Here is a 20,530-nt window from a genome sequence, read left to right on the forward strand (position 1 = left end):
ATTGCGCGGCTGGGCCTGGCATGATCGGTGCCCGCGAGGCTAGCCTCTTGCCGCGTGACGTCCTATCAGCAGGCGCGGATCGACCTCGGCGGCCAGCTTCGACAGCTGCGCGAGGCCGCCCACCTGTCGGGCAAGGACCTGGCCGAGCGGCTGCGCTGGCAGCCGTCCAAGGTCTCGCGCCTGGAGAACGCCAGGCAGACGGCGACCGAGGACGACGTCGTCGTGTGGGCGCAGGCCGTGGGGGCCTCGCCCGACACGGCCGACGAGCTCATCAGGCAGGCCATCGCGCTGCTGGAGCGGCACGACGACTGGAAGCAGCGTCACCGCAGCGGCCTGGCCGCCATCCAGGAGGACATCCGCGACCTGGAGGCGCGCACCAAGCTGTTCCGCGTCTTCGAGCCCGGCATCGTGGTCGGCCTGCTCCAGACCTCCGAGTACGCCCGGCACGTGTTCCGCAAGGTCAAGCGCCTCTACAGCGCGGCCGACCAGATCGACGCGGCCGTCCGCGTGCGCATGCAGCGCCAGGAGATCCTCTACGACCGCACGCGCACGTTCCGGTTCGTGGTGCCGGAGTCGGCACTGCGCAGCGCGCTGGCCCCGGCCGACGTCATGCGCGGCCAGCTCGACCGGCTGCTGGCCGTCAGCACGCTGCCCAACGTGGAGTTCGGCGTGATCCCCTTCGGCACCGAGCTGCCGTCCGCGCCGATCAACGGGTTCTGGATCTACAACGAGGCCATGGTCGGCGTCGCCACGATGACCAAGGACCTGGTGCTGCGCGACCCCGACGACATCGCCTTCTACGTCCGGGCCTTCGACGACTACGCCAAGGTGGCCGAGTTCGGGGAGCCGGGGCGAGAAGTCATCATCCGTATTCTTCGCGAATACCTGCAACAAACTCCACATTAACCTCAGCAATTGCTTGCCACCCGCAGCAAGATCGTGCAATTCTGTCGCGAGACGTTGCGGAGGTGACGCATGATGCTGGATACCGCGCTATGCCTTGAGCGGTTCGCGTGGCACGCGGGCCGTCACGCCGATCTTTCGGTGCAGAGTGTCGCGCTGGCCAGCGACCCGGCGTACGTGTCGGTGCGCAATCGTTTCTCCGCGACGCTGGCCGAGACCGTGACCTGCTCCGACGAGGGCGCGTACATCACCTCGTGGGGCTACCGCCTCGGCACCGCCGAGGACGTCGAGTCGGCGGCGGCCCGCCTGGCCTTCCTGCTGGCCGCCCTGCCCGCCTGACCCGGGAAGCCCGCCTGACCCGCAAGCCTGCCCGCCGGGTCAGCCGAAGCTCTCCTCCGCGATACCCGCCTCCCTGGCGGCGGCCGTGCGCGCGTGAGCCAGCAGCCGCGCCCGGTCGAGCACGTTGGGATGCAGGGTGTAGCGGATGATCAGGCCGTCGAGCATGGCGTCGATGCGCTCGGCCGCGCCCGCCGGGTCGGCGCAGGCGAACTCCCCCGCGTCGGTGCCCGCCGACAGCACCTGGGCCAGCGCGTCGAGCCAGGCCGTCTCCAGCTCCAGCATGATCGCGTTGACGGCGGGCTCGCGCAGCGCCGTGTTCCAGGCGTCGATCCAGAGCAGCCAGCTCTGGTCGGAGGGCGACTCGGGGATGTAGTAGCGCAGCACCCGGTCGAGGCGCTCCACCGCCGTGCCGGGGCCGTCGGCCAGCTCCTTGAGCCGGGCGCTCTCGATGTCGAGCGTGGCCCGCAACATGGCGGTGATCAGCTCGTCCTTGGTCGCGAAGTGGTAGTGGATCAGGCCGCCGCTGACATTGATGGACTTGGCGATGTCGGCGATGCGCGTGTGGGCCAGGCCGCGTTCGAGCACCACCTTGCGGGTGGCCTCGAGCAGCTCCGCTCTGCGCTGGTCGGCCTGATCGGCTCGGGTCGTACTCGCCACCCGATCAGCCTATAGCGCGCCGCGGGGATGATCCCCGCGGCCACTCTCGCTCGTTCGTCAGCCGGCGCAGTCGTACAGGCCGGTGTGGCCGTCCACGGCCGCGCAGTTGGCGGTGACCCAGGCGGTGACCTCGGTGTCGCCGCCGCCTCTGCCGCCGCCGGACAGCACGTACCTGAGTCGTCCCGCCGCGACGAGGCCGCGGAGGCGGGGGACGGTCATGGCGGGGTCGGAGCCGGTGAAGCCGCCCATGGCGATCACCGGGCGGCGGGTGGACAGGATCATCGAGGACGCCTGCTGGGCGCTGCTCACGGCCGCCAGCCAGGTCGCCTTCCCCTGGTTGGCGACCAGGTACTTCACCGTGGAGTCGGCCACGCCGCCCATGAAGCCGCCGCCACGAGCGCCCGGCCGCTCCTGAGCCGACCCACCGCCCGGCGCCTCGCCGCCCTGAGGCGGGCCTCCGGGGAACTCGCCGCCCGGGGGTGGGCCGCCGGGGCCGCCGAAGCCGCCCATGCGGCCCGTGGACGGGCCCGCCGTGGGGTTGGTGCCGTTCACCGGCGACCCCAGAGGCGAGACGGCGTAGGCCGCCGGACCGGCGAGCCCCGCGACCAGGACGGCCGCCAGCGCCACGGCGGTCACCCCGCCCGCCGTCCGCGACCTGGCCACCGTCCGCGACCTGGCCACCGTCCGCGACCTGGCCACCATTCGCGACCTGGCCGGTACGAGCACCGCCACGGCGGCCGAGGTCGCCCCGAGCACGACCCAGGCCAGCCACGGCAGCCACTCCGGCGTACGGCGCAGCACCGCGAACGCCCACCCGCCCGTCACCGCGACGCCCAGCGGCAGCGCCCACGCCCACCCCCGCGACCTGCGGTACGCCTGCCACATCACGGTCACCCCCATGCCGGTCAGCGCGGCCACGGCGGGTGCCATCGCGGTCGTGTAGTAGGGGTGGAAGGTACCGCTGGAGAAGCTGAACACCGCGTAGTGCACGACCAGCCAGCCGCCCCACACCAGCCACGCGGCCCCGTCGAAGGGCATCCCGCGCAGCCGCAGCAGCACGGCGAGGACCAGGGCCACCGCGCAGAACGGCAGCAGCCAGGAGATCTGCCCGGCCATGACGTCGTTGAACAGCCGCCCGGCCCCGGCCTGCCCGCCGAAGTTCGCGCCGCCGAACCCGCCGCCGGCCCGGTCCTGGCCGAAGATCCGGCCGAGCCCGTTGTAGCCGATCACCAGGTCCCGGACGGTGTTGTCGGTCGAGCCCCCGACGTAGGGCCGCGAGCCGGCGGGCCACAGGTCGACGACCACCATCCACCAGGCGCTGGACACCACCATCACGACCCCGGCCGCCAGCAGGTGCCCCACCCGCCGGGCCAGGCCGTGCCGCGCGCACGCCAGGTACGCCACCCCGAACGCCGGCACGACCAGGTACGCCTGCAACATCTTGGCGTTGAACCCGAGCCCCACGAACAGCGCGGCGAGGAGCAGCGGCCGCAGCCGTCCCGTGCGCAGCGACTCCAGGCAGAACCAGGCCGCCAGCACCAGCAGCAGCACGAGCACGGTGTCGGGGTTGTTGTCCCGGTTGATGGCCACGGTGATCGGGGTGAGCGTCATGACCACGGCCGCGACCAGCGCCGCGACGTGCCCCTGACGGCCCTGCCCGAAGGACCGCCGGACCGCCGACCAGACCGTGCCGACGGCCGCGACGCCGGCGAGGACCTGCGGCAACAGCATGCTGTACGTGCTGTAGCCGAAGATCCGCGCCGACAGCCCCATCACCCACAGGGCGAGCGGCGGCTTGTCCACCGTGATGAAGGACCCGGCGTCGATCGCGCCGAAGAAGAACGCCTTCCAGCTCTGCGTGCCCGACAGGACGGCGGCGGCGTAGTACTCGTTGGCGTCCCCGCCGAGCGCCCAGGCGTACAGGACGAAGGCGGCGGCGAGCACCGTCCACATCGCGGGCCGCGACCAGCGGGGGTCGCCCTCGGCCCCGGCGAGCAGGCGGACACGGGCGGGCGCGGCGACGGCGGTCATCGCGCGCTCCTGCGCCTGGGGTTGAACACCCACACGCGCAGCAGCAGGAACCGTACGAGGGTGGCCGCGGCGTTGGCGGCGATGACCGCCATCAGCTCCACCTCGTGCGCGACCCCGTCGGGCAGCAGCGCGAGGCTCCCGGACGTCAGCGCCAGCCCCACCAGGAACGCGATCAGGCCCTCGAACTGGTGGCGCAGCGCCCCGCCCGAGCCCCTGACGCCGAACGTGAAGCGGCGGTTGGCCGCCGTGTTGGCCACGGCCGTGACGAGCAGCGCGACCGCGTTGGCGAACTGCGCGGGGACGACCTGCCGCGACATCGAGAACAGCGCCAGGTAGGCCAGCGTGCTCACCACGCCCACGATCGCGAACCTGGGGAGCTGCCTGGCCATCCCCTTCGGCAGCTCGGCCCGCCGCACCCGGGCGGGCATCGGCAGGCCCGCCGCGCCCGACAGGGTCCTGCGGGCCACCCTGGCCAGCCCGCGCAGGTCGTCCAGGGCGGTCCGGAGGAGGTCCACGCGGCTGTCGGGGTCGTCCACCCAGTCGACGGGGACCTCGTGGATGCGCAGGCCGTGCCGTTCGGCCAGCAGCAGCAGCTCGGTGTCGAAGAACCACTGCTCGTCCTCGACGGCGGGCAGCAGCGCCTGCGCGATCTCCGTGCGCGCGGCCTTGAACCCGCACTGCGCGTCGGAGAACCCGGCGCCCATCACCGAGCGCAGCAGCAGGTTGTACGAGCGCGAGATGAACTCCCGCCTGGGCCCGCGCTCCACCCGCGAGGCCCTGGCCAGGCGGGTGCCGATGGCCAGGTCGCTGTGCCCCGACAGCAGGGGTGCCACCAGCGGGAGGAAGGCGTCCAGGTCGGTGGACAGGTCGACGTCCATGTAGCTGACGACGTCGGCCTCGCTGGTGGACCAGACCTGGCGCAGGGCCCGGCCGCGGCCCTTCTCCTCCAGGTGCACGGCCTGGACCTGCGGCAGTTCACGGGCCAGCTCGGTGGCCAGCCGCCAGGTGTCGTCGGTGCTGGCGTTGTCGGCGATGGTGATGCGGAAGCCGTACGGGAACGTCGTGGCGAGGTAGTCGTGCAGCCGGGCGATGCTCTCGCGCAACGCCCGCTGCTCGTTGTGGACCGGGACGACCACCTCGACCAGGCGCGTCCTTACTGCTGTTGTCTCCATGCAGCCAGCTCACGATTCGGGTCTTTAAGAGGACTTATCCGATTCTGAGTGACGAATGAGAGTTCCGGGAAGCTCGATCGTCGCGATCGCGCCGCCGCCGGGCGCGTTGGACAGCCGTACCCTGCCCCCGATCTCGGACACCGCCTGCGCCACGATCGCCAGGCCCAGCCCCGAGCCGGGCAGGCCGCGGGCCGAGGGCGAGCGCCAGAAGCGCTCGAAGACGTGCGGCAGCTCCTCCTCGGGGATGCCGGGGCCGTGGTCGCGGACCGTCAGGCGGCCGTCCTTGAGCGAGACCTCGACCTGGCCCTCGGGGCTGAACTTGCGGGCGTTGTCGATGAGGTTGAGCACGGCGCGTTCGAGCGAGGCGGGGCTGCCGACGACGTACCAGGGGTGCAGGTCGGTGGCCACGTCGGCGCCGCGCAGCCGGGCGCGTTCGGCGGCGGCCGTGGCGACGTCGTGCAGGGCCAGCTCGACGTGCGGCTCGTGGTCGGTGTCGCCGCGCGCGAGCTGAAGCAGGTCGCCGACCAGCGTGGACAGCTCGGCGAACTGGGCCTTGACGTTGACCAGCAGGCGTTCCTTGGCGCCCGGGTCGAGCTGCCTGCCGGTCTGCTCGCTGCGCAGCAGCAGGTCGATGTTGGTGCGCAGGGTGGTGAGCGGGGTGCGCAGCTCGTGACCGGCGTCGGCGACGAGCTGCTGCTGACGTTCGCGGGAGCCGGCCAGGGCGGCGGTCATGGCGTTGAAGGAGGAGCTGAGCCGGGCGATCTCGTCGTTGCCCTGGACGGGGATGCGCGTGTTGAGATCCTCGGTCTCCGCGATGTGCTCGGCCGCCTTGGTCAGCCGGACGACGGGACGCAGCGCGGCGCGCGCGATGAGCAGCCCGACCCAGGCCGCCAGCAGGACGCCGAACAGCGCCACGCCGCCCAGCAGCAGCGCCACCGCCTTCAGCGTGTTGCGCAGCTCGCGCAGGGGGGCGGCGTCCATCACCGCGACGCCCGGCGCGATCTGCTGGGTGAGGACGCGCATCTCGGTGCCGTCCGCGGTGACGCCGTTGTGGAAGTGCCTGGACTCGGGCCACTCGCCCTTGGCCACCGCCATGTCCTCGGGCGTCACCACCAGCGCGGGGCCCACGTAGCAGGGCGGGGTGCCGTTGGCGAAGATGAGCTGGGTGGAGTGCGGCGGGCCGTAGTGGTCCTTCGGCGCGGGGGTGGCGCGGCAGCTCTCGCGGATCCAGACCAGGTCGTTGTCGGGGTCCTTGTCCGGCTGGGAGCCGAGCTGGCGGTCGGCCTGCTCGTAGGTCTGGTGGCGGATGATCAGGAAGCAGGCGCCGGCGCTGATCGCGACCGCCAGCGCCACGGCGAACGTGATGAGCAGCGTCAGCCGGGCGCGCAGGCTGTTGCGGATCATGGTGTGGCCCGTAGGACGTACCCCACCCCGCGGACCGTGTGGATCACCCGGGGCTCTCCCCCGGCCTCGGTCTTGCGGCGCAGGTACATGACGTACACGTCGAGGGAGTTGGAGGTCGGCTCGAAGTCGAAGCCCCACACCTCGTTGAGAATCTGGTCGCGGGTCAGGACCTGGCGGGGGTGGGCGAGGAAGAGCTCCATCAGCAGGTATTCGGTCCTGGTCAGGTCGAGCCCGCGGGCGCCGCGGGTGACCTCCCTGGTGGCCGGGTCCATGCGCAGGTCGCCGTACGACATCGTGCCGCCGTCGGCGGCGCCGGTGCTGAGCGCGCCGCGGCGCAGCAGCGCGCGCACCCGGGCCAGCAGCTCGTCCAGCTCGAACGGCTTGACCAGGTAGTCGTCGGCCCCCGCGTCGAGCCCGGACACCCGGTCGCCGACGGCGTCGCGGGCGGTGAGCATGAGGACGGGGATGTGGTTGCCCTGCGCCCGCAGCCGCCGGCAGGCGGTGAGCCCGTCGAGCCGCGGCATCATCACGTCGAGCAGCACCGCGTCGTACGGCTCCCCCGCCAGCGCCTCCAGCGCCGCCTGGCCGTCGTTGGCGGTGCCGACCCGGTAGCCCTCGAACTCCAGGCTCGACTGCAGCGCCTCGCGCAACGCGGGCTCGTCGTCCACCACCAGCAACCGTGCGGGCTCAGTCATGTCTCACAAGATATGAGCCCACTATGAGAACACGATGAACGGGTTCGCGGGTGTCCGCCGGGAGTCACCACGCCACGGGCAGGGCCTTGAGCCCGAAGATGACGCCGTCGTACTTGGCGGGCACGTCCTCGTCGGCGACCGTGACGCGCAGGCCGGGGACGCGCTCGAAGAGGGTGCGCAGGGCGATCTCCAGCTCGGCCCGGGCCAGGTTCTGGCCGAGGCACTGGTGCACGCCGTAGCCGAAGGCCACGTGGTGGCGGGCGCCGCGGGCGACGTCGAACTCGTCCGGCCGGTCGAAGACGCGCTCGTCCCTGTTGGCGGAGGCGCCGAGGACGAAGATGCCCTCGCCCTTCCCGACCCGCTGCCCGCCGATCTCCTGGTCCCGCGTGGACACCCGGTCGAAGGCCACCCAGTCGACGACCGAGTGGTAGCGCAGCAGTTCCTCCACCGCCATCGGCCAGCCCGCGGGGTCGGCGCGCAGGGCGGCGAGCTGGGCGGGGTGGCGCAGCAGCGTGAGCACGCCGAGCGGGATCATGTTGGCCGTGGTCTCGTGGCCGGCGACGAGCAGCAGGAAGATCACGCCGACGAGCTCCTGGTGGGTGAGCTGCCCGCCGGTGACCAGGCGGCCGAGCAGGTCGTCCTTCGGCGCGCGTTCGGCGGCGGTGACCAGCTCGTCCAGGAAGCTCCTGATCTCCATCATTGCCGTGTAGCCCGCCGCGGGGTCCTCGGTGGCCGAGACGATCAGGCGGGTGCGCGACTGGAAGAACTCGTGCTCGGCGTACGGGACGCCCAGCAGCCGGCAGATCACCAGGGACGGCAGCGCCAGCCCGAACGCCTCGACCAGCTCCGCCTCCGGGCCCTTGGCCAGCATGTCGTCGATGAGCTCGTCCACGAGCCGCTGGATGGACGGCCGCAGCTCCCTGACCCGCCGGACGGTGAACTCGGGGATGAGCAGCTTGCGGAAGCGGGTGTGTTCGGGCGGGTCGAGGTCGATGAAGTGCCCGGTCGCGGACTCGCGCAGCGTCTCGGCCTGCTCGGGCGAGGGCGGCTCGGGGGTGAGCAGCGTGTTGGGGTGGCCGGGCGTGGCGGGGTTGGTGCTGATGCCCTCACCCGACAACACCCGCTGGGCCTCGGCGTGCCGGGTGACGAGCCACACCTCGCCGCCGGGGAGCGCGGCCCGGACGAGCGGGCCCTGCTCGCGCAGGCGGGCGTACTCGGGAGGCGGAGCGAACGGGCACGTGCGCTGGACAGGGAAGTGCTGAGCCATAGTCTGCTCCCTACAAGCCGGACCGCATTGCTTACTTACGCGAAAGTAAGCAATGGGCGGCCCGGTCGTCAAGGGATGGGAGCACAATGGCAGGGCGGCGGACGGACACTCGCGAGCGGATCCAGCGGGTGGCGCTGGAGTTGTTCGCCGAGCGCGGCTACGACAAGACGACCCTCCAGGAGGTCGCCGAGCGCCTGGGGATCACCAGGCCCGCGCTGTACTACCACTTCCGCACCAAGGAGGAGATCCTGACCGGCGTCGTCGACCACCTCGTGGTCTCGATCGACGAGCTGGTGGCGTGGGCGGGCGAGCAGCCGCGCACGCTGGAGGCCCGGCAGGAGATCCTGCGGCGCATCTCCGGGCTGCTGGAGGACAGGTGGCGGCCGCTGTTCAGGTTCGCGCAGGTGAACCAGGGGGTGATGCAGGACCTGCCGTCCGGCTCGCGGATGCAGGAGGGCCTCATCTCCATGGTGTCGGTGCTGAGCGCGCCGGAGGACGATCCCGTTCAGCAGTTCGAGGCCAGGCTCGCGGTGTTCGCGGTGATCCTGGGGAGCATCCCTTTCCTCTTCGACCTGCAACTGCCCGACGCCGACCGCACGGATGTGGCGCTCACGGTGGCCACGAAACTGATCTCCCGGTGATTCACGCCCGATTCACCGGTTGATTCACACCGGGTTCACGGCACAGTTCACGGCACAGTTCACGGCACAGTTCACGGCACAGTTCACGGCACAGTTCACGGGCGCAGGAGGGCCATGGCCGCGTTGTGGCCGCCGATTCCGCTCACGCCGCCGCCTCTGCGGGCCGCGGCGCCGCACAGCAGAATGCGTTCGTGCCCGGTCTCGACGCCCCATCCCTTTTCTTCCGAGTACGGCCAGCTCAGGTCGGCGTGGAAGATGTGACCGCCCGGCAGTCCCGCGTCCTTCTCCAGGTCGACGGGGGTCTTGACCTCGACGCACGGGGTGCCGTCGGGGGCGCGGAGCAGGCAGTCCTCGATGGGCTCGGCGAGCACCGCGTTCATGGAGGCGAATGTGGCCCGCAACGCCTCTTCGCGCGCTTTTTCTGGATTTTTCCGGAAAAGTCGGGCGGGCATGTGCAGGCCGAACAGGGTCATCGTCTCGGCTTTCCCCCGGAGTTCCGGGCCGAGAATGGACGGGTCCGTCAAGGAATGGCAGTAGACCTCCGCGGGCGGCAATTCCGGGATCTCCCCTCGCGCCGCCTGCTCGTACGCCTTCGCGAGCTGGTCGCGTCCCTCGTTGATGTGGAAGGTGCCGCTGAAGGCGGCGAAGGGGTCGGCCGACGGGTCCTTCAGCCGGGGCAGCCGGGCCAGCACCATGTTGACCTTGAGCTGCGCCCCCTCGGGCACGGTCGCGGGCCTGCCGAGCACCCGGTCCAGCACCGCCGGGGGCAGGTTGACCAGCACGTGGCGGCCGTCCACGGTGTGCTCGCCGTCCTCGGCGACGTAGGTGACCTCGCCCGACGGCGAGATGCCGACGATCTCCGCGCCGGTCCTGATCTCGGCCCCCGCCCGCCTGGCCGCCCGCTCCAGCGCGCCGGAGACCGCGCCCATGCCGCCCACCGGGACGTTCCACTCGCCGGTGCCGTCGCCGATCACGTGGTAGAGGAAGCACCTGTTGGCCAGCAGGTCGGCGGCCGGGTCGGCGAACGTGCCGATGAGCGCGTCGGTGAGCACGACGCCGCGCACGGTGTCGTCGGCGAACCGCTCGTCCACGGCCTGGCCGACGGGCCGGGCGAACAGGTCGCGCCAGGCCTCCGGGCCGACCAGGCGCTCGATCTCGGCGGGGGTGCGCAGCGGTTCGAGCAGAGTGGGGGCCAGGACGCGGGCCACGTCCGCCGTCATGGCGTAGAAGTCGCGCCAGGCCCGGTGGTCGTGCTCGCCGCCGGTGACGGCGCGGAAGGAGGCGGCGGTGCGGGCCTCGTCCTCGTTGTCGACGAGCAGGCCGGTGTCGCCCTTGGGGGTGTAGGAGGCGTACCGGCGGCGGCGCAGGTCGAGGTCGAGACCGAGGTCGCGGACGATCCGGGCGGGCAGCAGGCTCACCAGGTAGGAGTAGCGGGACAGGCGTACGTCCACGCCCGGGAAGGCCCGCGTGGAGATCGCCAGCCCGCCGACGTGCCCGAGGCGCTCCAGCACCAGGACCCGCCGGCCCGCTCCGGCGAGGTAGGCGGCCGCGACCAGCCCGTTGTGCCCGCCACCTGCCACGACGACGTCATACGCACCCATCCCCGCACCTTATGACCCGACCTGTGCCATTCGTCAACGGTTTCGGGGCAAGGCGCCGCTTCCCGGTGAGCCCGCGGGACGGTCAACCCGTCTTGTTCACCCAGACGCGCTTGACCGGCCACGGCGTGAGCCGCACCGAGGAGACCCCGCCGACGGCCGTCCAGCCGCCGGTGAGCACGATGGGCCCGGCGTAGGGGTGCGACTGCTCCACGCCGACGGCGTGCTGGCCGGTGCCGGAGGTGCAGCTGCTGTAGGCGTAGCCGTTGCTGACCCAGGCGGTGCAGTCGGTGGGCGCGGCCAGCGCGGGCGACGGCGCGAGGCCCGCCGCCACCAGGCACAACACGGCCGATCCGGCCAGGGCGACGAGAGGACGACGAAGGCTCATACGGAGTCTCCAGAGGTTCGGGGGGTGAACACGCGTCTTACTCTTAGGAAACTTTCCTAAGGGAAAGCTAGATCGTCCTCAAGGCGGCGTCAACGGCCCCTTTTCGGCGGCCTTCTCACGGGCGGCTGGCGATGGCGAGCAGGGTGGCGGCCGGGGCGGTCAGCGAACGTCCGCGCCGCCACACCGCGCGCAGGTTCCGGACCAGGTTGAGACCGGCGAGCGGCACCTCGACCAGGCGTCCGGTCGCGATGTCCGCCTCGACCGCGTAGCCGCTGAGCACCGCGGGCGCGGCCCCGGCCTGCGCAGCCCCCTTGACCGCCGAGTTCGACCCGAGTTCCAGGCGCGGGCTGGCCCGGTGGAGGCTCTTGAACGCCACGTCCAGGGTCTCGCGCGTGCCGGAGCCCGGCTCGCGGACAACGAGCGGCGTGGCGGCCAGCTCGGCGCCCCGCAGGGCCGTCCGGCGGCGGGCCCACGGATGGCCGGGGGCCACCACGACGACCAGCCGGTCGGTGCCCACGACCCGGCTGTCCAGCCCCTCGGGCACACTCGGCCCCTCGACGAAGCCCAGCTCCACCTCCTCGCCCAGCACCCTGGCCGCGACGTCGGTGGAGTTGACGACGTCCAGCCCCACCTGGACCTCGGGCTCGCGGTTCTGCAGCTCGCCCAGCCAGCGCGGCACCAGGTACTCGGCGACCGTCATGCTGGCGGCCACCCGCAGGTGGGCCGCCTCGCTGTGGCGGACGGCCTCCACGGCCCGCATCAGCTCCTCGGCCGCGGCCAGCACGTGGGCCGCCCAGCCGGCCACCATCCTGCCCTCGACGGTGAGCGTGGACCCGCGCGGCGTGCGCTCCAGCAGGGGGACGCCGAGGCGGCGTTCCAGCATGGCCACCCGCTTGCTGGCCGACGGCTGGGCCATGCCCGCCGCCTTGGCCGCCTGCCCGAGGCTGCCCAGCTCGCCCACGTCGACCAGCAGCTTCAGCGAGTCGAGGTCCGGCAGCGCACTCATAGCCACAGGCTATGGCCTCCTAGGCAACGCGTGTCTACCGGCCGGTACGAAGGCCCCGAAGACTGGGATCATGCCTCTCCCCGACCAGCAGCTCCCCCAGCTCACCGCCCCCGCGCGCCCCCAGGGCGGCACGCCGACCGGAGCATCGACGTGGCCCGGGATCGGGCTGGCGGCCGTCGCCGTGGTGGTCGCCATGGTGGTGAACCGGTCCGCCCCGGCGTTCAGCCCGGCGGTGATCGCGGTCCTGTCGGGGGCGGTGCTGGCCAACCTCGCGGCGTGGGCGTCCTCGTCCGCGCGGTGGAGCGGGACGGGGGCCGCGTGGGAGCGGTTCAGGCCGGGGCTGGCGTTCGTGGCCAAGAGGGTGCTGCGGGTGGCGATCGCGCTGCTCGGGCTCCAGATCGCGCTGCCGCAGGTGTTCGCGCTCGGCTGGCAGACGCTGGTGATCGTGGTGACGGCGACCGGCGTGACGTTCACGGTGACGCCGCTGATCGGCCGCCGGATGGGCCTGTCGCCCGGCACGTCACTGCTGGTCGCGACCGGCGTGTCCATCTGCGGGGCGGCGGCGGTCGCGGCCATGCGGGAGAGCGCGGAGGACGCCGACGACGACGACGCGGCCGCCGCCCTGAGCGTGGTCGTCCTGTACGGCAGCGCGGCCATCGTGGCCGTCCCGGCGCTGGCGGCACTGCTGGGGTTGTCGCCGGCCCAGCTCGGCGTCTGGACGGGCGCCGCCGTGCACGAGGTGGCGCAGGTGGCCGCGATCGGCGCCGCGTCGGGCGTCCTGGCCGCCGCGGTGACGGTCAAGCTGGCCCGCGTGATCCTGCTGGCCCCGATCGTCGCCCTCACCTCCCTGCGTGCCCGCCGTGCCCGCGCCGACGCGCCCGCGGCGAACCGGCGGGAGGGACGCCGGACGCCCGTCATGCCGCTGTTCGTGGCGGCGTTCCTCGCCATGGTGGCGGTACGCGCCACCGGCTGGGTCCCGGACGCGGTCACGCAGGCCGTCCCGCAGGTCACCAACGTGCTCATGGCCGCCGCCCTGTTCGGCCTGGGCACCGGGATCGACGTGCGGAAACTCCTCAAGGGCGGCCGGGCCGTGCTGCTCGGCGCCATCGTCACCGGCCTCATCGCCGCCGTCTCGCTCACCGGGGTCGCCGTGCTGCTGTGAGGCGCCTGAGTGGACGTCCTGGCCGGGCCCCCGTACGCTGCTCCGTTCGGAACAAATTCCGACAGGCACGCCGTTCTCCCTGAACCGGCCAGCACCACTCAAGGAGCTTGAAACCCACCATGCGCAGCACCACCGTTCCCCTTCTCCAGCCGTCCGACGAGGTCGCCGAGGCCCTGGCGGGCGGCGCGCCCGTCGTGGCCCTGGAGTCCACGATCATCTCCCACGGACTGCCGCAGCCGCGCAACCTGGAGGTGGCCCGCGAACTGGAGGGCGTGGTCCGCGCGGCGGGCGCGGTGCCGGCCACGATCGCCGTCCTGGACGGCGTGGCCAGGATCGGCCTGAACGAGCTGGAGCTGGAGCGCATCGCGACCGAGTCCGGGCTGCGCAAGCTGGGCCAGCGTGACCTGCCGCTGGCCTCGGCGCTCAAGGCGAGCGGGGCGACGACCGTGTCGGCCACGTCGTTCCTGGCCGCCCGCGCCGGTATCCGGATCTTCGCGACCGGCGGCCTGGGCGGCGTGCACCGCGGCTGGACCGAGGACCAGGACGAGTCCGCCGACCTCGACACCCTCGCCCGCACCCGGATCACGGTCGTCTGCGCGGGCGTGAAGTCGATCCTCGACGTGCCGGCGACGTTGCAGCGGCTGGAGACGCGCGGCGTGACCGTGGCCGGCTACCGCACCGACACCTTCCCCGGCTTCTACCTGAACTCCTCCGGCCAGCCGATCGACTGGCGCATCGAGACGCCCGAGGACGCCGCCGCCGTGATGCGCGGCCAGGACGCGCTGGCCGGCCCGGAGACCGCGTTCATCGTCGCCAACCCGGTGTCGCAGGACCAGCAGCTCGACCCGGCCCTGCACGACCGCGTGCTGGCCGAGGCGCTGGCCGCCGCCGAGCGCGAGGGCGTCAAGGGCCAGGCGATCACGCCGTTCCTGCTGAGCTACCTCGTCAACGGCACCGCCGGCGCCTCGCTGGAGGCCAACCTGGCCGCCGTGCGCGGCAACACCGCGCTGGCCGCCGAGATCGCCGTGGCCTGGTCGCGGGCGTGAGTGACACGGGCCTCCTGGTCATCGGTGACGTGGTCACCGATGTGGTGGCGCTGCACGGCTCGCCGGTCATGGCGGGCACCGACACCGCCGCGGAGATCGTGCTGCGACCCGGCGGCTCGGGGGCGAACACCGCCGCCTGGGCCGCCCACCTGGGGGCCGACTCGCGGCTGCTGGCCAAGCTCGGCTACGACAGCAGCGAGTGGCACACGACGGAGCTGGTCAAGGCCGGGGTCCGGCCGCACGTGACGGTGGACCGGGAGCATCCCACGGCGGTCGTCATCGCCATGGTGGACAAGACCGGCGAACGGTCCATGCTCACCAACCGCGGCGCGGGCGGCCTGATCTCCGAGGCCGACTGGGACCCGTCCCTGCTCGACGGGGTCGGGCGGCTGCACCTGTCGGGGTACACCCTGTTCGCGGCGCCCGGCCTCCGCCTGGTCAGGGCCGCCGTCCGGGACGCCGTCGCCGCCGGGGTGCCGATCAGCGTCGACCCGGCCTCGACGGGGCCGCTGCGGGACTTCGGCGTCGAACGTTTCATGCGGGAGACGTCCGCGGCCGACCTGATCATCCCGAACCTGGACGAGGCCCTGGTCCTGACCGGCGTCCCGGCGCCGGAGCGGGCCGCCGTCCTGCTGAGTGAGACGTACGGCACAGCGGTCGTGAAGATGGGCGCCGAGGGCGCGCTGGTGGCGGTGGACGGCGAGCTCACGGCCACGTGCGCGGGCGTGTCCGCCGAGGTGGTGGACTCCACGGGCGCGGGCGACGCCTTCGCGGCCGGGTACCTCGCGGCCATCCTCCAGGGAGCCGGCGCCGCGCTCGCGCTGGAGGCGGGTTGCCGTGCCGGGGCGGAATGTGTGGCCCAGGTGGGCGGCCGTCCACGGTACGGTTTGGATCTGAACCGTCTTTACCCTATTCACACTGATTGATAGCTTGCCGCGTAGGCTGCACCATTAGCCACATGCGTACCGGGTTGCCCACGCGGCCCACTGGGGAGGATAAGGTCCGCCGATGGAAGTCGAGTCATCGATCTGCCTGAGCGACCTCGTCCCTGCTCTGCGCTGGAGCCGCCCTCAGCAGGTGGCCGAGGTGCTGGGGGATCCGCGGCTGCCGGCGGGGTGGTGGTCCTCCCTCGCGGTGTCCAGGGCGCTCGGCACGGCCGGTCTCGACTGGGTCTGCGAACGGCTCGCCCGGCTGATCTCCGCCCGCTGGGACCATCTGCCGCTGATGGACCTGCTTCCCGCGCTCGCCGTCCACCAGGTCGATCCGGCGCTGCCCGGCTGGCCGGAGGCCAGCCGTACGGCCGTCACGGGGCTCGGCGGCTGGCAGCGGCTGCGCCGCCTGGCGCCCGGCGAGCTCGGCACCCCGTCGGCGACGCCCGAGGTGGTGATCGGCTCGGTCCTGCGTGAGGTCCTCGGGCGCATCCCGGCGCAGCGGGAGGCCGTACCGGCCCAGCAGTCCGGGTCGCCGGACGTCACCCGTCCGCTCGTACGCGGCTCGGGCAGTCAGACGGGCTCCTTCCCGGCCGTCCCGGCGGCCGAATCCGGTGCGTACGCCGCCCAGCCCGGCAGCGGCCCCCAGCGCCGGCCCGCCGCCTTCACCCCGCACAGCGACGCCTTCCCCGCCCAGCCCCAGGCCGCCTCGGGGCAGGGACCGACCGGCGAGGGCCCCCTTCCGCAGCGTCCGGCCGCGTCCCGCCCGGCCGCCCAGCAGCCCGGCTCGTTCCCCCCGCCGCCGGAGAACGCCCCGGGGCATCAGACCGGCTCCTTCCAGGCGCAGCCCGAGGGACGCCAGACCGGCTCCTTCCCCGCGCAAGGTGGCGGCGGCCCTCAGACCGGCTCGTTCCCCGCCCAGCCCGACCCGGGACGCCAGACGGGTTCCTTCGCCGCCCAGCCCGATCCGGGCCGCCAGACCGGCTCCTTCCAGGCGCAGCCCGAGGGACGCCAGACGGGCTCGTTCCCGGCCCAGCCGAACAGCGGCCCGCAGACCGGGTCGTTCCCGGCGCAGGGCGGTGCCCGGCTTCCGCAGCGGCCCACCGCCGGCCGTCCGGACGGCGGCCCGCAGACCGACGGCCCCGCGTACGCCGCCCCCGTCCCAGGCGCCCCCGTCCCAGGCGCCCCCGTCCCCGGTGCCGCAGTCCCCGGTGCCGCTGTGCCCGGGGCCGCCGCTTCCGGCCAGGTCCCGGCCGACCCCGACCACGCGATGGTCCGCGTCGTCGACGGCCTGTTCCGCGGCCTGGACAAGCTGGAGCTGGCCGTCGCCGTGCACCGGCTGTTCGCCGAGGACCCGGTCAGCCTGCGGACCCTGGCCCACAAGCTGCTCGTGGACCGCGACGTGCTCTCCCAGGCCCAGCGCACCGCCGAGGAGCGCGTCCTGCACTGGCTGCGCTCGTCGGAGTCCGCGCCGGTGACCGGCCACATGTTCCGGCTCACCGAATGGCTCGGCGCGGCGGCCACCGAGGAGCAGCTGATCGGCGCCGACCCGGCCCACCCGGCGATGGTCCCGTCGCTGCGCACGCCCCTGTGGCGGGTCCTGGTGACGCTCATGCCCGACCGCCGCCTCCAGGACGGCTGGCTCGTCGTCGGCGACATCCACGGCCTCCAGGCCCGTACGCGGCAGCTCCTGGCCGCCGCCCCGCCGGACACCGACGTCGTGGAGCTGCTGACCGAGCTGGGCATCCGGGCCCACTCCGCCAAGGCGTGGCTCGACGCCCTGCCGTCGGAGTCGGCCCCCGGCCCGATGGACGCCTCGCCGCAGCCCGCCCAGCCCCTCCCCCGCCGTACGCCGGGCGCCAACGGCCACCACCACCGCGGCGGCCAGCCCATCCCCGCGGCGAACGCCAACTCCATCGACCCCTCGGCGGCCCTGGCCACGTTGTCGGCGCTGTCCGGCGGGCTGTCGGGCGGCCGGCCGGGGATGATGCCCGGCGCCCTGGCCGGAACGCCGTCCACGCCGCCTCCGCCGCTGCCGAGCCCGTCGTCGGACCCGCGCCGCTGGCAGCGCATCGAGGTCACCCCGGAACACCTCAGGGGCGGCCCGGTGCCGGTGCCGGAGGGCTACGCGGCCCAGCTCGGCATGCGTCCCGGCACCCTGCTGTCGGTGACCGGCCCGGGCGACAACGCCATCGTGCTGGTCTGGCAGGGCCACCAGCCGGTCTTCGACTCGCTCCAGCCGGTGCTCATGCGCCTGAACGCCCGTCCCGGCGACCAGGTCTACGTCACGGTGGACGGCTACCGCCTGGAGGCCCAGCTCACCGGCTGACGGCCGTCCCGGGCTTCTCAGCCGAACAGGCCCAGCCGGTGGGCCGTCGCCGCCGCCTCGCCGCGCGTGGCGACGCCCAGCTTGGCCAGGATGTTGGAGACGTGCACGCTCACCGTCTTGACCGAGATGAACAGCACCTCGGCGATCTCCCGGTTGCTGCGCCCGTTGGTCACCTCGCGCAGCACCTCCAGCTCGCGCGCGGTCAGCCCCAGCGGCGGCCCGTCGGGCTCGTCGGTGCCGCCGATGCGGGCCCGCCGGCCGAACACGTCGAGCTGTTCGAGCAGCGGCGTGGCCCCGAGCTGCCCGGCCAGCTCCCGCGCCCGCGCGAGCATCCCGGCCGCGGCCCGCCGGTCCCCCTCGGCCAGCGCCGCGTGGGCGGCGCCCATCAGGCACTGCGCCTCCGCGTACGGCTGCCGCAACCCCGCCCAGGCCGCCACCGCCGACTCCCACGCCTTGAGCTGGGCCGCCCCGCCGAGCCCCTCCTCCGGCCCGGTCAGCGCCGCGAACGTCAGCCGCTGCGCCTCCTGGAGCTCGCCGTCCACCGCCAGCTCCCGCGCCACCTCCCGCAGCCGCGCGACGACGGACGCCGCGACCCCGGCGTACGGCGAGCCGCTCTCGCCGAGCACCGGCCGCGCGAGCTGCGCGAACGTCACCAGCACCGGCCAGGAGTAGCGCGGCGAGGGCAGCAGGTCCTGCGTCTCCAGCCCCCGGGCCGCGGCCTCCAGCGCCTCGCCGAGCCGTCCCTGCGCCCGCAGCAGCAGGACCTGCCTGCGCAGGTGCGGCAGCATGGTCTGGTCCCGGTAGGTGCCGCGGGCGAACACGCTGGCCGACGACGACAGCAGGTTGTCGGCCCGGTCGATCTGCCCCCGCGCGAGCGCGATGTCCATCACGAACCCCTGGAGGCTGGCCCGGTAGGGGGCCGGCGGCGCGAGGTCGAACGCCTGCTCGACCACCTGGAGCGCCTCGTCCCAGCGGCCCAGCGAGAGCAGCGGCTCGGTCAGGTTGATCGCCAGGAACGTGCCGGACGTGCGGGCCAGGCCGTAGTTCCCGGCCTCCTGGACGCCCTCGCGGGCGACCTGCGCGGCCCGCTCGTGCCATCCGGCGCCCTCCAGCGCGTCGGACTCGGAGATCGCGCAGCGCATCAGCGCGTTGTAGGCCCCCTGCGCGCGGGCGACCCTGCGCGCCTCGGCGAACTGCGGGAGCTGGGCCTCGATGTCGGAGAAGCACGACCGCGCCCAGGCCAGGCTGATGAGCGCGTGCGCCTCGACGTTGGCGTCGCCCGTCTGGTGGCCGATCTCCATGGCGAGCTGGGCCGTCGCCAGCTTCTCCGGCCAGTCCTCGGGACGGTGCAGCATGCGCGCCAGCGTCTCCAGGACCTGGCCGCGCAGCTTGGACGGCGGGTCGGCGGGCACCAGCTCGGCCGCCTTGCGCAGGTCGTCGAGGTAGCCGGCGCGGCCCAGGTCGTAGCGGGTCAGGCCGCGCTGGCGCAGCAGGGTGGCCGCCCTGATCGGGTCGGCGTCGAGGTCGACCTCGGCGAGCGCGGCCCCGGCCAGGGCCAGGCCGCGTTCGTACTCGCCGGCGAGGTGGGCGACCGTGGCGGTCTGCCTGAGCACGTCGAGGCGGTCGCAGCCGATGCGCTCGGCGGCGTCGGGCACCTGGTCCCACAGCTCCAGCACGCGCGAGAGCATCCGGAGCTGCTCGTCGTAGGCGGTGGACTTGCGGGCCGCGGCGGCCGCGCGCCAGGCGCTGACCAGCGCCCAGGTTGAGTCGTGGGCGGAGTGCCAGTGGTGGGCCAGCTCGATCGCGCCGCGCGGGGCGGGCAGGATCGACAGGTCGCGTTCGAGGGCCTGCGCGTAGCGGGTGTGCAGGCGGGTGTGCTCGCCGGGCAGCAGGTCGTCGTGGAGGGCCTCGCGGATGAGCGCGTGCCGGAAGCCGTAGCCCTCGCCGTCGACCACCAGCACGTTGCCCGCCACGGCGGGGCGCAGCGCCCGCGACAGGGCGGTGTCGTCGAGCCCGGCCACGGCGGTGAGCAGGTCGTGCTCGATGCGCTGGCCGCCCGCGCTGGCCACCCGCAGCAGCTCCTGGGTCTCGTCGGGCAGCCGTTCGACGCTGGCCAGCAGCAGGTCGCGCAGGGACTCGGGGAGCATGTCGCCGCCGTCGGCCTCGCTCAGCAGCGCCTCGACGAACAGCGGGTTGCCCTCGCTGCGGGCGTAGATCAGGTCCATCGCGGCGGGGGACGGCTCGCGCCGCAGGATGCTGGCCGCCTGCGCGACGGCCTCCCTGCGGGTGAGTCGGCGCAGCTCGACCCGGCTCACCCACTCGATGCGGCCCAGCTCGGCCAGCATCGGACGCAGCGGATGGGTGCGGTGCAGCTCGTCGGTGCGGTAGGTGACCACGATCATCAGCCGGGCCGCCGTGCGCTGGTAGCGGACCAGGAAGGAGAGCAGGTCGCGGGTGGAGCGGTCGGCCCAGTGGGCGTCCTCGACCACCAGCAGCACCGGGCGCTCCTCGGCCAGCCGCTCCAGCAGCCCGAGCACCTGCTCGAACAGCCGGGCCCGCGCCTCGGCGCCGTCCTTGTCCGGCTCGCCGAACTCGGGCAGCAGCCGGGCCAGCCCGCGCGTCGTGCCGCCGGGCACCAGCGCCGCCACCCCGTCGCGGCCCAGCTCGCGCACGAGCCCGCGCAGCACGGCCGTGAACGGCGCGAACGGCAGGCCCTCGGTGCCCAGCTCCAGGCAGCCGCCGACGAGCACCCGCGCCTCGCCGGCCCGGTCGGTGAACTCGTTGACCAGGCGGGTCTTGCCGACCCCCGCCTCGCCGCCGACGAGCACGGTGGACGACGCGCCCGCGCGTGCTCTGGCCAGGGCGTCTCCCAGAGCGTTCAGCTCGCGGGCCCGCCCGACGAACAGTGGGCTGACGGCGTGGATGCTCACGCCCCAAGGATGCCATCAAACACCGACAAAACG

The 20,530-nt window shown here is 73.4% G+C and carries 17 protein-coding genes; 7 read left to right on the top strand and 10 right to left on the bottom strand.

Going from position 1 to position 20,530, the window contains the following annotated elements:
• The first annotated feature begins 54 nt into the window (after positions 1-54).
• On the top strand, positions 55-906 hold the full coding sequence (locus tag AB0J97_RS37475; RefSeq protein ID WP_357701128.1) for a helix-turn-helix transcriptional regulator: 852 nt from the start codon (positions 55-57) through the stop codon (positions 904-906).
• Positions 907-975: 69 nt separating this feature from the next.
• On the top strand, positions 976-1,242 hold the full coding sequence (locus AB0J97_RS37480) for a hypothetical protein (protein WP_357701130.1): 267 nt from the start codon (positions 976-978) through the stop codon (positions 1,240-1,242).
• 39 nt (positions 1,243-1,281) lie between these two features.
• Here AB0J97_RS37480 and AB0J97_RS37485 read toward each other — a convergent pair whose 3' ends face one another.
• From AB0J97_RS37485 to AB0J97_RS37510, 6 genes are all read right to left on the bottom strand, one after another.
• Complete coding sequence (locus AB0J97_RS37485) at positions 1,282-1,899, bottom strand: TetR family transcriptional regulator C-terminal domain-containing protein (protein ID WP_364097908.1); 618 nt, start codon at positions 1,897-1,899, stop codon at positions 1,282-1,284.
• A gap of 57 nt (positions 1,900-1,956) precedes the next feature.
• Positions 1,957-3,930, bottom strand: coding sequence for a glycosyltransferase family 39 protein (locus AB0J97_RS37490; protein WP_364097911.1), 1,974 nt, complete (start codon positions 3,928-3,930; stop codon positions 1,957-1,959).
• Positions 3,927-5,102 (bottom strand): bifunctional glycosyltransferase family 2/GtrA family protein, encoded by a 1,176-nt coding sequence (locus AB0J97_RS37495; protein WP_357701136.1) that lies wholly within the window; start codon positions 5,100-5,102, stop codon positions 3,927-3,929. The genes AB0J97_RS37490 and AB0J97_RS37495 overlap by 4 nt, the downstream gene beginning before the upstream one ends.
• A gap of 24 nt (positions 5,103-5,126) precedes the next feature.
• On the bottom strand, positions 5,127-6,506 hold the full coding sequence (locus AB0J97_RS37500) for a HAMP domain-containing sensor histidine kinase (RefSeq protein WP_364097914.1): 1,380 nt from the start codon (positions 6,504-6,506) through the stop codon (positions 5,127-5,129).
• Positions 6,503-7,201 carry a response regulator transcription factor gene (locus AB0J97_RS37505; protein WP_364097917.1) on the bottom strand — a complete coding sequence of 233 codons (699 nt, stop codon included), beginning with the start codon at positions 7,199-7,201 and terminating at the stop codon, positions 6,503-6,505. The genes AB0J97_RS37500 and AB0J97_RS37505 overlap by 4 nt, the downstream gene beginning before the upstream one ends.
• 64 nt (positions 7,202-7,265) lie before the next feature.
• On the bottom strand, positions 7,266-8,468 hold the full coding sequence (locus AB0J97_RS37510) for a cytochrome P450 (RefSeq protein WP_364097920.1): 1,203 nt from the start codon (positions 8,466-8,468) through the stop codon (positions 7,266-7,268).
• Positions 8,469-8,554: 86 nt separating this feature from the next.
• Here AB0J97_RS37510 and AB0J97_RS37515 point away from each other — a divergent pair, with 86 nt between their 5' ends.
• On the top strand, positions 8,555-9,109 hold the full coding sequence (locus AB0J97_RS37515) for a helix-turn-helix domain-containing protein (protein WP_364097923.1): 555 nt from the start codon (positions 8,555-8,557) through the stop codon (positions 9,107-9,109).
• Between the two features lie 95 nt (positions 9,110-9,204).
• Here AB0J97_RS37515 and AB0J97_RS37520 read toward each other — a convergent pair whose 3' ends face one another.
• The 3 genes from AB0J97_RS37520 to AB0J97_RS37530 form a co-directional block, all read right to left on the bottom strand.
• A complete protein-coding gene (locus AB0J97_RS37520; protein ID WP_357701145.1) occupies positions 9,205-10,710 on the bottom strand; it encodes an NAD(P)/FAD-dependent oxidoreductase in 1,506 nt (501 codons plus the stop codon).
• 82 nt (positions 10,711-10,792) lie between these two features.
• Positions 10,793-11,095, bottom strand: coding sequence for a hypothetical protein (locus tag AB0J97_RS37525; protein ID WP_364097926.1), 303 nt, complete (start codon positions 11,093-11,095; stop codon positions 10,793-10,795).
• A gap of 115 nt (positions 11,096-11,210) precedes the next feature.
• On the bottom strand, positions 11,211-12,101 hold the full coding sequence (locus AB0J97_RS37530) for a LysR substrate-binding domain-containing protein (RefSeq protein ID WP_364097928.1): 891 nt from the start codon (positions 12,099-12,101) through the stop codon (positions 11,211-11,213).
• Positions 12,102-12,171: 70 nt separating this feature from the next.
• Here AB0J97_RS37530 and AB0J97_RS37535 point away from each other — a divergent pair, with 70 nt between their 5' ends.
• The 4 genes from AB0J97_RS37535 (at position 12,172) to AB0J97_RS37550 (ending at position 17,567) form a co-directional block, all read left to right on the top strand.
• Entirely contained in the window at positions 12,172-13,263 is a 1,092-nt protein-coding gene (locus AB0J97_RS37535) for a putative sulfate exporter family transporter (protein WP_364097931.1), read from the top strand.
• A 119-nt stretch (positions 13,264-13,382) separates the two neighbouring features.
• On the top strand, positions 13,383-14,309 hold the full coding sequence (locus AB0J97_RS37540; protein ID WP_357701153.1) for a pseudouridine-5'-phosphate glycosidase: 927 nt from the start codon (positions 13,383-13,385) through the stop codon (positions 14,307-14,309).
• Positions 14,306-15,235 carry a PfkB family carbohydrate kinase gene (locus AB0J97_RS37545; protein ID WP_364097936.1) on the top strand — a complete coding sequence of 310 codons (930 nt, stop codon included), beginning with the start codon at positions 14,306-14,308 and terminating at the stop codon, positions 15,233-15,235. The genes AB0J97_RS37540 and AB0J97_RS37545 overlap by 4 nt, the downstream gene beginning before the upstream one ends.
• Positions 15,236-15,317: 82 nt before the next feature.
• Positions 15,318-17,567: a hypothetical protein gene (locus AB0J97_RS37550; protein WP_364097939.1), complete on the top strand. Its 2,250-nt coding sequence runs from the start codon at positions 15,318-15,320 to the stop codon at positions 17,565-17,567.
• 17 nt (positions 17,568-17,584) lie between these two features.
• On the opposite strand, the gene AB0J97_RS37555 is transcribed toward AB0J97_RS37550, so the two are convergent.
• The gene (locus tag AB0J97_RS37555) at positions 17,585-20,497 is read right to left on the bottom strand and encodes an AAA family ATPase (protein WP_364097942.1); all 2,913 of its coding nucleotides are present in this window, start codon (positions 20,495-20,497) and stop codon (positions 17,585-17,587) included.
• Positions 20,498-20,530: the final 33 nt, after the last annotated feature.

This window comes from Nonomuraea sp. NPDC049607, assembly GCF_040675375.1.
In the GTDB taxonomy this organism is placed as follows: domain Bacteria; phylum Actinomycetota; class Actinomycetes; order Streptosporangiales; family Streptosporangiaceae; genus Nonomuraea.

What these genes read in the sequence shown, in the direction of transcription:
- AB0J97_RS37520 (WP_357701145.1), bottom strand. Translation starts at nt 10,710, where the DNA reads ATGGGTGCGTATGACGTCGTCGTGGCAGGTGGCGGGCACAACGGGCTG.
- AB0J97_RS37530 (WP_364097928.1), bottom strand. Translation starts at nt 12,101, where the DNA reads ATGAGTGCGCTGCCGGACCTCGACTCGCTGAAGCTGCTGGTCGACGTG.
- AB0J97_RS37510 (WP_364097920.1), bottom strand. Translation starts at nt 8,468, where the DNA reads ATGGCTCAGCACTTCCCTGTCCAGCGCACGTGCCCGTTCGCTCCGCCT.
- AB0J97_RS37505 (WP_364097917.1), bottom strand. Translation starts at nt 7,201, where the DNA reads ATGACTGAGCCCGCACGGTTGCTGGTGGTGGACGACGAGCCCGCGTTG.
- AB0J97_RS37540 (WP_357701153.1), top strand. Translation starts at nt 13,383, where the DNA reads ATGCGCAGCACCACCGTTCCCCTTCTCCAGCCGTCCGACGAGGTCGCC.
- AB0J97_RS37480 (WP_357701130.1), top strand. Translation starts at nt 976, where the DNA reads ATGATGCTGGATACCGCGCTATGCCTTGAGCGGTTCGCGTGGCACGCG.
- AB0J97_RS37495 (WP_357701136.1), bottom strand. Translation starts at nt 5,102, where the DNA reads ATGGAGACAACAGCAGTAAGGACGCGCCTGGTCGAGGTGGTCGTCCCG.
- AB0J97_RS37525 (WP_364097926.1), bottom strand. Translation starts at nt 11,095, where the DNA reads ATGAGCCTTCGTCGTCCTCTCGTCGCCCTGGCCGGATCGGCCGTGTTG.
- AB0J97_RS37500 (WP_364097914.1), bottom strand. Translation starts at nt 6,506, where the DNA reads ATGATCCGCAACAGCCTGCGCGCCCGGCTGACGCTGCTCATCACGTTC.
- AB0J97_RS37550 (WP_364097939.1), top strand. Translation starts at nt 15,318, where the DNA reads ATGGAAGTCGAGTCATCGATCTGCCTGAGCGACCTCGTCCCTGCTCTG.
- AB0J97_RS37490 (WP_364097911.1), bottom strand. Translation starts at nt 3,930, where the DNA reads ATGACCGCCGTCGCCGCGCCCGCCCGTGTCCGCCTGCTCGCCGGGGCC.
- AB0J97_RS37535 (WP_364097931.1), top strand. Translation starts at nt 12,172, where the DNA reads ATGCCTCTCCCCGACCAGCAGCTCCCCCAGCTCACCGCCCCCGCGCGC.
- AB0J97_RS37515 (WP_364097923.1), top strand. Translation starts at nt 8,555, where the DNA reads ATGGCAGGGCGGCGGACGGACACTCGCGAGCGGATCCAGCGGGTGGCG.